The sequence below is a fragment of the Nevskia soli DSM 19509 genome, from assembly GCF_000711955.1.
In the GTDB taxonomy this organism is placed as follows: Bacteria; Pseudomonadota; Gammaproteobacteria; order Nevskiales; family Nevskiaceae; genus Nevskia; species Nevskia soli.
The window spans coordinates 443,338-454,222 of the sequence record NZ_JONR01000001.1; the positions used below are offsets into that span (position 1 = coordinate 443,338).

General features: G+C 65.4%; 10 protein-coding genes. All 10 read left to right on the forward strand.

What is annotated here, in order from left to right:
• Window positions 1–18 precede the first annotated feature (18 nt).
• The 10 genes from BP26_RS0102010 (at window position 19) to BP26_RS0102055 (ending at window position 10,872) form a co-directional block, all read left to right on the forward strand.
• Entirely contained in the window at window positions 19–1,437 is a 1,419-nt protein-coding gene (locus tag BP26_RS0102010; RefSeq protein WP_029918908.1) for a DUF2252 domain-containing protein, read from the forward strand.
• 78 nt (window positions 1,438–1,515) lie between these two features.
• Window positions 1,516–2,097, forward strand: a complete 582-nt coding sequence (locus BP26_RS0102015; protein ID WP_029918909.1) for an RNA polymerase sigma factor — start codon at window positions 1,516–1,518, stop codon at window positions 2,095–2,097.
• Between the two features lie 20 nt (window positions 2,098–2,117).
• Entirely contained in the window at window positions 2,118–3,212 is a 1,095-nt protein-coding gene (locus BP26_RS0102020) for a FecR family protein (RefSeq protein WP_029918910.1), read from the forward strand.
• Window positions 3,213–3,395: 183 nt separating this feature from the next.
• Entirely contained in the window at window positions 3,396–3,584 is a 189-nt protein-coding gene (locus tag BP26_RS0102025; protein ID WP_029918911.1) for a hypothetical protein, read from the forward strand.
• 86 nt (window positions 3,585–3,670) lie between these two features.
• Window positions 3,671–5,266 (forward strand): flavin monoamine oxidase family protein, encoded by a 1,596-nt coding sequence (locus BP26_RS0102030; RefSeq protein ID WP_029918912.1) that lies wholly within the window; start codon window positions 3,671–3,673, stop codon window positions 5,264–5,266.
• 32 nt (window positions 5,267–5,298) lie between these two features.
• A complete protein-coding gene (locus tag BP26_RS0102035; RefSeq protein ID WP_036515919.1) occupies window positions 5,299–5,727 on the forward strand; it encodes a c-type cytochrome in 429 nt (142 codons plus the stop codon).
• Window positions 5,728–5,780: 53 nt separating this feature from the next.
• Window positions 5,781–6,275 carry a RidA family protein gene (locus tag BP26_RS0102040; RefSeq protein ID WP_029918914.1) on the forward strand — a complete coding sequence of 165 codons (495 nt, stop codon included), beginning with the start codon at window positions 5,781–5,783 and terminating at the stop codon, window positions 6,273–6,275.
• Window positions 6,276–6,416: 141 nt separating this feature from the next.
• Window positions 6,417–9,305, forward strand: a complete 2,889-nt coding sequence (locus tag BP26_RS0102045) for a TonB-dependent receptor (RefSeq protein WP_084182694.1) — start codon at window positions 6,417–6,419, stop codon at window positions 9,303–9,305.
• Window positions 9,306–9,574: 269 nt separating this feature from the next.
• On the forward strand, window positions 9,575–10,294 hold the full coding sequence (locus tag BP26_RS0102050) for a MotA/TolQ/ExbB proton channel family protein (RefSeq protein WP_029918916.1): 720 nt from the start codon (window positions 9,575–9,577) through the stop codon (window positions 10,292–10,294).
• A gap of 152 nt (window positions 10,295–10,446) precedes the next feature.
• Window positions 10,447–10,872: an ExbD/TolR family protein gene (locus BP26_RS0102055; RefSeq protein WP_169740624.1), complete on the forward strand. Its 426-nt coding sequence runs from the start codon at window positions 10,447–10,449 to the stop codon at window positions 10,870–10,872.
• The last annotated feature ends 13 nt before the right edge of the window (window positions 10,873–10,885 follow it).

The window sequence follows — 10,885 nt, forward strand, 5'->3', positions numbered from 1 at the left end:
CCTAGAGAGGAAGGCAATATGAAGAAGCCGCGCCAGAACGAAATTCGCCTGCCCGAGGCGCACCCTAAGTTGCCCTATCTGCTGCCGGTAGAGGACCGCCTGGCGGCGGGCAAGGCGCTGCGCGACCGCTGTCCGCGCAAGTCCCATGCGGCGTGGAAGGCGCCGGCCAGGCGCGCCGATCCGATCGCCCTGCTGATCGCCTCGAGCAAGGGGCGGCTGCCCGGTCTGCTGCCGATCCGCTATGGCCGCATGATGGTGTCGCCGTTCACCTTCTATCGCGGCGCCGCGGCGGTGATGGCCGGTGACCTGGCGACGACGCCGGTGACCGGGCTCAAGCTGCAGGCCTGCGGCGACTGCCACCTGCTCAACTTCGGCGGCTTCGCCACGCCGGAGCGCAAGCTGGTATTCGACATCAACGATTTCGACGAGACCGCGGTCTCGTACTGGGAGTGGGACGTCAAGCGCCTGGCGGCGAGCTTCGTGCTGGCCGGCCGCTCCAACGGCTTCGACGACGACGATGGACGCGAGGCAGCCTGGTGGGCGGTGCGCTCCTATCGCCGGCGCATGATCGAGTTCGCCGGCATGTCGGTGCTGGAAGCCTGGTATGCCTCGATCGACCTGGAAGAGCTGATCGAGAGCGGCGAGGGCCGGGAGTTCGGCTACTTCGACGAGCGCAAGATCGAGCAGGCCATCTCCAGGACGGCGCATGCGCACGAACTGGCCAAGCTGACCTATATCAGCGGCGATCAGCCGCGCATCAGTGACGATCCGCCGCTGATCTTCCATGCTGAGGATGTGCAGAAGGACCGGCATTACCGCGCCCAGGTGGAGCATGCGGTGCGGCGTTACCTGGATTCGCTGCTGCCGGCGCGGCGCCTGCTGCTGGAGCGCTATCGCGTGGTCGACGTGGCGATGAAGGTGGTGGGCGTCGGCAGCGTCGGCACCGAGTGCGGCGTGATCCTGCTCATGTCCGGCAACGGCGACTCGCTGTTCCTGCAATACAAGCAGGCGATGGCTTCCGTGCTGGAGGCCAGTGGCGGCGGCAGCCCCTATGCCGACCATGGTCAGCGCGTGGTCATCGGCCAGCAGATCATGCAGACCGCCAGCGACCTGTTCCTGGGCTGGACGCAGGATGACGATGGCCGCTGCTTCTACATCCGCCAGTTGCGCGACGTGAAGGTGAAGCCGGTGATCGAGGGCATGCGGCCGGACAACATGCGCAACTACGCCAAGGCCTGCGGCTGGGCGCTGGCGCGCGCGCATGCGCGCTCGGCCGACGCGGTGACGCTGGCCGGCTATCTCGGCTCGGGCGATGCCTTCGAGGATGCGCTGGTGGACTTCGCCAGCCATTACGCCGACCAGACCGAGCGCGACCACGCCCTGCTGCGTCGGGCGATCCGGGCCGGACGCATCGAGGCGAGGTCGGAAGCCAGCTGAGATTTTTGGTTCGCCGCCGCCTGCCGGGCGCGGTTTTTGCGTTAGCCCCTTTCCAGACTATCCACTCTGGGAGGGCGGATGATGCAAATCCTGTCCAACTCCATCGCTGCACAGGTTCCGGTCGAAGAAGGCCACGCGGATCAGCCGGTCGACGGGGCGATGCGCTCCGAACTGGTGCGCCGCCTGTTCGAGGAACACAACCGCTCGCTGGTCCGCTTCCTTTTCGCCAAGCTCAGTTCCGAGGCCGAGGCGCAGGAAGTGGCGCAGGAGGCCTACGTGCGGCTGCTGCGCCTGGAAGATGCCTCGGCGGTGAGCTTTCTCCGGGCGCACCTGTTTTCCATCGCGGCCAACCTGGCGGTGGACCGCCTGCGCCACCGGCAGGTGCGGGAGCGCAATGCGCCGCAGGATTTCTTCGAGGACCTGCTCAGCCGGCCGGGGCCCGACCGCGAGGTTTTGGGGCAGCAGGAACTGGATGTGGTCAAGGCCGCACTGAAAAGACTTCCGGAAAAGTGCCGTCGCGCGTTCCTGTTGCATGTATTCGAGGGCCATAGCGTGCGCGACATCGCCGAAATGATGCAGCTGACCGATCGCATGATCCGCCACTATGTGGCGCGTGCGCTGACGGTTTGCCGAGAATGTCTGGACGAAAATAAAGGATAATGCTCGCTGGAGGAGCGCGCATGAATCCCGCGGACACATTCAAACCAACGCAGACGGAGCAGGCAAGCCTGTGGTGGGTGCGTTTGCGCGAGGATGACGTCGCGCCCGAGGAAATCAGCCGCTGGCTCGACTGGTGCCAGAGCGATCCGGCCAATCTGCGCGCCTTCGAACGGATCGAAAGCCTGGGCGGACGTCTCGCCGCGCTCGATGCCGAAACCCGGGCCGGAATGGTGCGCGAACTGCTCGGCGAACCCGAGGCGCGCCGCAAGCGGCCATCGCGCGGGCGGCGTTACCTGGCGGCTGTGACCGGATTTGCCCTGGCCGCCGGCCTAGGCGCCATCGTGCTCACCGGCGCCAATCTGTGGCGCCCGGGCGCTGCGGATCCGGCGGCGCTGCAATCCATCTCCTATGTCACCCACAAGGCGCAGATCGAGGATGTCAGCCTGGCCGACGGCTCGCGCGTCGCCATCGGCGCCGACTCGGCCCTGGCGGTGAACTATACCCAGGCCAGCCGCAATCTCCAGTTGAAGGACGGCGAGGCGTTCTTCGAGGTGGAGCACAATCCGGACCGGCCTTTCGTGGTGCAGGTCGGGCGGCTCAAGGTGATCGCGGTCGGCACGGCGTTCAACATCCGCAAGACCGGCGACAAGATCGAAGTGATCGTGACCCATGGCGCCGTCGATGTGGAGGATGGCGCCAGCCAGCTCGCCGGTGCGGCCGGCCACAGCCCGGGCCTGCCCAAGGACGGCGTGATCCGTGTCGCCGCCGGGCAGCTGGTGGTGGCCGACCGCGGCAGCCCGAGCCTGACGGTTCGGCCGGCGGACCGCGTGGCGGCGGTGTCCTGGCGCACCGGCAGCATGAGTTTCCTCGACGAGGACCTGGGCCTGGTGATCGCCAACCTGAACCGCTATGCGGGGCGGGAGGTGCAGATCGCCGATCCGTCGCTGGAGCACCTGCGCTTTACCGGCTCGGTGGTGCAGGGGCATGAGGACGAGTGGCTCGCCGCCATCCAGAAGGTGTTCCCGGTGACGGCGCGTGAAACGGCCGACGGGCGCGTGCTGCTCTATCGGCGCGTCGAAGCTGCGGATGCGCATGGTCCGCCGGCGTCGCTCTGACGCCGCATCCTTCGTAGTACTCCCTGTTGTGATTGATTGCCGCGTGTAGCGGCGTTGCCGTTGTGCGCGCGCGGCTTTCGTCGGCGGCTTTTTGGCGCGGCCTGCTGCCGTCGCGGTAAAGCCATTTCCGCTTTGATGGTTTCGCCCGTTCTTGATTTGATCCCTTTTTCTGGCGAACCAATCATGAGCGAACGCAGCGAGAGAAAGCGCGGCCTTGTGGCCGACGCCGCCACGCGGTTGTACCAGCGTGGCCTCACCTACCGTGAAATTTCCCTGCAGATGGGCATTACCGTGGCCGCGGCCCGGTCGCATGTGCGCGCCGGCCTCGGCGACGCGCCGGCGATGGTGCGGCACCTGCGGCAGATCGCATGACCGCCGGAAAAAGCAGCTAGGGGTATAGTCAGGGCGAATCCTCCGGGTTCGCCATAACGCTTCAACCACAACAACAGGGAGCATCTATGAGCGGGGCAGGAATCGGTTCGATGAGCCGGCGCGAGCTACTGATGATGATCGGCGCGGCGGCGGGAAGTTCGGTGGCCTACCGCGCCATGGCCAGTCTCGATATGGTGCCGGAGTCGGACTACAAGGGGCCGATCAAGCTGGAGGGCGACCCCAAGGGCGCTTCGGTGCTGATCCTCGGCGCCGGCCTCGCCGGCCTGGTGGCGGCGCTGGAGCTGCGCAAGGCGGGCTACAAGGTGCAGGTGCTGGAGTACAACCAGCGCGTCGGCGGCCGCAACTGGACCTTGCGCGGCGGCGACAGCTATACCGAGCTCGGCGGCTTCGAGCAGAAGTGCGAATTCGATCCTGGCCTGTATCTCAATCCGGGCCCGTGGCGCCTGCCGTATCACCACAACGCCATCCTCGATTACTGCAAGCGCCTGGGCGTGGTGCTGGAGCCGTTCAACCAGGTCAATTACAACGCCTACCTGCATTCCAGCAAGGCGTTCGGCGGCAAGCCGCAGCGCTACCGCCATATCCAGGCGGACTTCAACGGCGGCGTGGCGGAGCTGCTGGCCAAGTCGACCAAGCAGAAGAAGATGGATCAGCTGGTGACCAAGGAGGATCGCGAGATCCTGCTGGAATCGCTGAAGGGCTGGGGTGCGCTGGAGAACGACTACACCTACCGCATGGGCCTGGAGTCCAGCGGCCGCCGCGGCTATGACCATGATCCCAACGGCGGCACCATCGGCAAGCCGGTGCCGTCCAAGCCGATCTCGATCGACGAGATCCTCAAGTCCGGCCTGTGGCGCTACCTGGTGCACGGCCACATCTACGAATTCCAGACCACGCTGTTCCAGCCGGTCGGCGGCATGGACATGATTTCCAAGGCCTTCGCCCGCGAGGTCGGCGACGCGGTACGCTTCAACTGCAAGGTCACCGCGATCAAGCAGGACGGGCACAAGGTGACCGCCACCTATGTGGACGCCAAGACCGGCGGTGCGCCGACCCAGGTCAGTGCGGACTGGTGCCTGTGCACCATCCCGGCCTCGGTGCTGAGCCAGATCGACCTGGATGTGAGCGCGCCGATGCATGATGCGATCAACGCGCTGCCTTATGAGGCTTCGATCAAGGTGGGCTTGCAGGCCAAGCGCCGCTTCTGGGAGCAGGACGAGTCGATCTACGGCGGCGTGACTTTCACCGACCTGCCCAACAACATGATCGGTTATCCCAACACCGGCTATTTCGGTTCGGGCAAGGGCGTGCTGCTGGGGGCCTATACCTTCGGGCCGAACGCCTACGAGTTCACCGCGCTGTCGCCGCAGGAACGGGTGAAGAAGGCCATCGAGTTCGGCGCGCAGATCCACCCGCAGTACAAGGACGAGATCGAGAACGGCATCGCGGTCGGCTGGCACCGCGTCCCCTGGATCCTGGGTTGCGCCGGCGCCTGGACCGAGGAGAAGCGCAAGCAGCATTACGACAACATCTGCCGGATCGACGGCCGGGTGTTGCTCGCCGGCGAGCATGTTTCCTACATCCCGGCCTGGCAGGAAGGCGCCATCACTTCCTCGCTCAACGCCATCTCGCGCCTGCACCAGCGCGTGGTCAACGGCTGATGCGCGGCCCCATCCCGAACAAGGACAAGCTCATGACTCCGATTTCACGCAGTGCGCGGCTAGCCCTGTGCGCCGGCCTGATGCTGGGCCTGACCAGCCAGGCGGCGCAGGCGGTCGACCATTCCTTCAGCAACGGCTTCAAGTTCCAGGAGACCACCGGCGAGGCGATCTTCCAGGGCGTCTGCCAGGGCTGCCACATGCCGCAGGGGCAGGGCGCCGTCGGCGCCGGCGCCTATCCGGCGCTTGCGGGCAATCCGCGCCTGGCCTCGAAGGTCTATCCGGCCTTCATGGTGGTCAACGGCAACAAGGCCATGCCCAGCTTCGGCGCGATGTTCGACGACGACCAGGTCGCCGCGGTGGCGAACTACGTACGCAGCCATTTCGGCAACAACTACACCGACCAGGTGACGCCGGCCGAGGTGAAAGCGCTCCGGCCGAAGAAACCCGCCGCATCCGAATGACCGTCCAATCACAAGGGAGAATCGACGTGAACAGCAAACTGACATTGCGCAATATGGGTCTGGGCCTGACGCTCGCCGCCGTGCTGGCCTGCACCTCCGGCTGCGGCAAGCAGGCCGAGGTGGTGCGCTACAAGCTTCCCAACGGTTCCAAGTTTCCCATTTCCATGGGTGTGGAGATACCGGCCGGCAAGAGTTTGATCTTCCTCAGCGGCATGACGCCGCCGGTGGTGGATGACACCCAGCCGAAGGATTCCAATGCCGCGTACGGCGACACCAAGACGCAGACCATCGGCGCGCTCAAAACCATCGAGGCCAGCCTGAAGAGCATGGGGCTGAGCATGAAGGACGTGGTCAAGATGCAGGTGTTCATGGCGGGCGACCCGGCCAAGGGCGGCAAGATGGATTTCGCCGGGATGATGGAGGGCTATACCCAGTTCTTCGGCACCGCGGAACAGCCCAACCTGCCGACGCGTTCGGCGATGCAGGTGGCGGCGCTGGCCAACCCGGGGTTTCTGATCGAGATCGAGGTGGCGGCAGTTCGTCCCTAGGCCGAAGCCGCCGGGCGGCGGCGATACTGAGCGAGGGAGCGGCCCCGGCCTGCGGGGCAGGGCCGCGGCCGCGAGCACGCTTTTTGCAACGGTCCTGGCAAAGGCCTGCTGCGGCCAGTTCGACGGACATGCGCCAGCTTGATGAGAATTGCGCAAGATGCCCGGGCTTTGGCGCCCAAGGCCTGGGCGCGGTGGTTGCTGCTGCTTGCGGCGATGGCGCTGTGCGCGCGTGCCGAGGAACCGGAATCCGCGGTTGATTTCGACATTGCGCCGCAGGTCCTGGCGACGGCGCTGACGCAGTTCTCGGCGCAGAGCGGCGTCCAGGTGGTCGCGGCGGCGAGCGGGCTGTCCACGGCCCATTCCCCGGGCGTGAAAGGTCGCATGAAGCCCCAGGCCGCCTTGCTGCGGCTGCTGCGCAATACCCCCTATACCAGCCAATCGATCGGTGGCAGGACGGTTGCGGTGACCGAACGGGCCGCGGAGCAGGACGAACCCGCAGCGGCACCGGGGGCCGATGAGGCGCCTGCAATGGCCGTTGCGACGGCGCCGCCGGGAAGCCGCGGCGAGGCGCTGGAGGAAACCGACAACCTCAACGCCGTGGTGGTCACCGGCTCGCGCGTCAAGCGCTCGGTGGTGCAGAGCAGCGCGCCGATCGACGTGGTGACGGCGGAGGAGTTGCAGGCCACCGGCGCGGGCACGCTCAGCGACGCGCTCGACCTGATCCTGCCGTCCTTCAACCTGCCGGCCATCGCCGGCCAGGACCAGAGCGCCATCGTCCGTCCCGCCAACCTGCGCGGCCTCAATGCCGACCAGATGCTGGTGCTGGTGGACGGCAAGCGCCGCCACGCCAGCGCCATCGTCAATGCCAACTCCTCGATCAACAAGGGGTCGGAGCCGGTGGATCTGAACATGATCCCGTTCGCGGCGATCGATCACATCGAGGTGCTGCGCGACGGCGCTTCCGCCCAATATGGTTCGGACGCCATCGCCGGCGTGATCAACGTCGTGCTCAAGCGCGATGACCATGGCGGTGAATTGACCAGCCGCAACGGCATCTACGACTTCAAGGACGGCTTCACCAGCCAGGATGGCGGCGATGTCGGGTTCAAGCTCGGCAGTCGCGGCTTTGTGCATCTCAGCGGGGAGCTGTTCAGCCAGAACTTCACCGACCGCTCCGCCGATGCCGAGGGGCCGTTCTACTATGCCCAGGCCAGCGGTGCACCAGACCCGCGTGAAGCCACGGTCAGCCACGACAAGATCATCGACGGCCTGCCGCTGACGCGCGCGCTCAACCTGGGCTACAACGCCGGCCTGCGGCTCGACGGCGGCGCCCATCTCTACTCGTTCTCCACGTTTACGGCGCGCCACGGCAACGGTTACGAGAATTTCCGCTATCCCGACGGCAACAATGATCCACCTTACGACTGGTCGGTCTACCCGGATGGCTTCGAGCCGCGCGAAGCGATCCATGAAATCGACTTCTCCACCACCGTCGGCGCCAAGGGCGCGGATCTGTACGGCTGGACCTGGGATGTCAGCAGCACCTACGGCAAGGATGACGCGGCGGTTTTCACCGACCATACCATCAACGCCACGCTGGGCCCGGCCTCGCCCACCAGTTTCTACGACGGCAGCTGGATCAATACCGAGTTCACCAACGACATCGATTTCAGCCGCGCCTTCCAGGTGGGCCTGAGCGAGCCCCTGCATGTCGCGGCGGGCGCCGAATACCGCAACAACTCCTATGCGATCAAGCCGGGCGAGCTCGGCTCCTACGAAACCGGCAGCTATACCTCGTTCTGCGCGCCGGTGGCCACCACCGATACTTCCGATCCCTGCTACCCCGACACCACCAAGCATCCCAGCCCCGGTGCGCAGTCCTACAACGGCTTCAGCCCGGACCGCGCCGGGCATGCCTATCGCGACAATGTCGCCGGCTACTTCGACCTGGAGGCCAAGGTGCTGCCGCGCTGGGATGTCGGCGTCGCGGTGCGCTTCGAGCACTACAGCGACTTCGGCGATACCCGCACCGGCAAGATCTCAATGCGCTACCAGCTGCTGCCGTTCCTGGCGGTGCGCGGCACGGTGAACAACGGCTTCCGCGCGCCCACCGTGGGGCAGTCGCTGTACGCAACCTCCAGCACCTTCTTCCAGACCGTGAACAATGTGCTGACGGCGATCGACGTGGTGACGGCGCCGGTGGCCTCGACCGAGGCGCGCGCCCTGGGCGCAACGCCGCTGCGGCCGGAGACTTCCAGCAACTACAGCCTGGGCTTCGTCGCCACGCCCACGCGCGACATCGACATCACGGTCGATGCTTATCGCATCTACGTGCGCCACCGCATCCTCGAAACCGGCATTCTCAGCGAGGAGCTGGATCCGGGTATCGGCACCGCCTTGCAGCAGGCCGGCGTCGATCCGGCGACCAATGTGCAGTACTTCACCAATGCCGCCGATACGCGGACCCAGGGCATGGACGTCATCGCCAATATGCGCACCCGCCTCGGCGCCTGGGGCCTGGTGCGCTGGATCGCCGAGGGCAACTGGAACCAGACCAGCTTCACCCGCATCGAGCCCAATCCGCCGCAACTGGCCGACCTGGCCCAGACCAGCCCCGGCTTCCAGCTGTTCGATGCGGCGCAGCAGGGCTATCTCACGGCGGGGACGCCGCGCAGCAAGATCATCCTCGGCGGTACCTGGCTGAAGGGACCGCTCACCGCGAACCTCCATGTGGTGCGCTACGGCCACGTGGTGGACAGTTCCAAGGCCGACAGCGATATCTACGAGGAGATTCCGCCGGCCTGGATCACCAATCTCGACGTGGCCTGGCGTTTCGAGCGGGGGCTGACCGTCGGGATCGGCGCCAACAACCTGTTCGACCAGTATCCGCCGGAGACTTCGCTGGCGTTCCGCGGCGATCTGGGGCCGGGCAGCAAGTATCTGGGGTCGCAGAAGTACAGCGGCTTCTCGCCATACGGGTACTTCGGCGGCTTCTATTACCTGCGGCTGTCGTACCGCTTCGACGGCTGAGCGGTCGTTTCGCACGGCCTGCCGCCGTGGCCTGTGCTCCAGACAAACCGGACGGATCATGCGCTTTCCGTTCTCCGACATTGCCCTGGGCGGTTTCCCATTTCCGTTTCTCCATGCTGGCGCGTTCTTCAAGCAGGCGGATGTGATTGCGCGCCGCCGTTCGCGAGGCCAGCGGTCGCTGCCGCACGACATTGAAGCGAGTTCGAGATTGGCCGGGCATTTGCCCGGAATTTGCAAGGCATTCAACAAACCCTTATCCGGAGTCAAAAATGGCAGTTTCCATTCTCAGCGTGGCAGCGGATGCCGCCGAAGCGATCAATCCCGCCGACCTCTCCATCCAGCACCTGGTGACCCAGGCCGATCCGGTGGTGAAGGTGGTCCTGGTGATCCTGGTGTTTTTCTCGTTCTGGTGCTGGACCGTGATGTTCGAGAAGCTGTTCGCCTTCACCGCCGCTTTCGGCGCCGCGAAGCGCCTGGAACAAACGCTGGAAAACGGCACCCTGGAAGACGTCATCAACTACAGCGACACGCACCCGGTGGCCAAGATCATCGCCGCCGGCAACCTGGAATGGCGCGAAGGCTCCGGCGAGCACGAGCACGAAGCGCTGCACGAAGTACGCGACCGCGTCGAGCGCGCCATGCGCCTGGAACTGTCCAATGAAACCCGCCGCATCAACAAGCGCCTGCCGTTCCTGGCGACGGTGGGTTCCTCGGCTCCGTTCATCGGCCTGTTCGGCACGGTGTGGGGCATCATGAACACCTTCACCGGCATCGCCGCGGCGCACGATACCAGCCTGGCCACCGTGGCCCCGGGTATCGCCGAAGCGCTGATCGCCACCGGCATCGGCCTGGCTGCCGCCATCCCCTCGATCATGGCGTACAACAGCTTCGCCACCAACATGGGCCGCTATGTCGGCCGCCTCAACACCGTCATCGGCATCTATGCCGGGCGCCTGTCCAAGCGCTTCGCGCCGGCCATTGCGGCCTGAGCGGGGAGAGCGGCCGTGAAGAGCAAGAAGGTGGTCAGTGGTCAGTGGTCAGTGACTAGTGAAAAGCAGGATGGGCTGCGCCCGTCTTTTGATGTGACTAGCCACTGGTCACTGGCCACTAGCCACTGGCAGTTGGAGTTTTCGCCATGGGCGTGAGCGTCAAATCCTCTTCGGGCGGAGACGAAGGGGAGATGGGGCCCGTGGCGGAAATCAACGTCACGCCTCTGGTCGACGTCATGCTGGTGTTGCTGATCATCTTCATGGTCACGATGCCGCTGATGATGAACCAGTTGCCCATCACCCTGCCCAAACCCAGCCTGTTCCAGTCGGACAAGCCGCCGGAGAAGCTCGGCGTCAGTTTCGATCTGCAGAACAATTACTTCATCCAGCACAACGACGATGCCAAGGAAGCGGTGCCGTATGCCGACCTGCCGGCGCGCCTGCACGATATCGCGCAGCAGTTCCCGGATGAGCTGGTCACCGTGTGCGCGGATCCCCAATCCGTCTACGACCGCGTGGTCGACCTGATGGCCATCGTCGGCAGCTCCGGCTTCGGCAAGGTGACGTTATGTCCATGAGCGCAAAGACGTC

Coding starts and splice junctions, on each gene's coding strand:
- BP26_RS0102040 (WP_029918914.1), top strand. CDS start 5,781: ATGGGTCTGGGCCTGACGCTCGCCGCCGTGCTGGCCTGCACCTCCGGC.
- BP26_RS0102025 (WP_029918911.1), top strand. CDS start 3,396: ATGAGCGAACGCAGCGAGAGAAAGCGCGGCCTTGTGGCCGACGCCGCC.
- BP26_RS0102020 (WP_029918910.1), top strand. CDS start 2,118: ATGAATCCCGCGGACACATTCAAACCAACGCAGACGGAGCAGGCAAGC.
- BP26_RS0102015 (WP_029918909.1), top strand. CDS start 1,516: ATGATGCAAATCCTGTCCAACTCCATCGCTGCACAGGTTCCGGTCGAA.
- BP26_RS0102010 (WP_029918908.1), top strand. CDS start 19: ATGAAGAAGCCGCGCCAGAACGAAATTCGCCTGCCCGAGGCGCACCCT.
- BP26_RS0102035 (WP_036515919.1), top strand. CDS start 5,299: ATGACTCCGATTTCACGCAGTGCGCGGCTAGCCCTGTGCGCCGGCCTG.
- BP26_RS0102050 (WP_029918916.1), top strand. CDS start 9,575: ATGGCAGTTTCCATTCTCAGCGTGGCAGCGGATGCCGCCGAAGCGATC.
- BP26_RS0102030 (WP_029918912.1), top strand. CDS start 3,671: ATGAGCGGGGCAGGAATCGGTTCGATGAGCCGGCGCGAGCTACTGATG.
- BP26_RS0102045 (WP_084182694.1), top strand. CDS start 6,417: ATGAGAATTGCGCAAGATGCCCGGGCTTTGGCGCCCAAGGCCTGGGCG.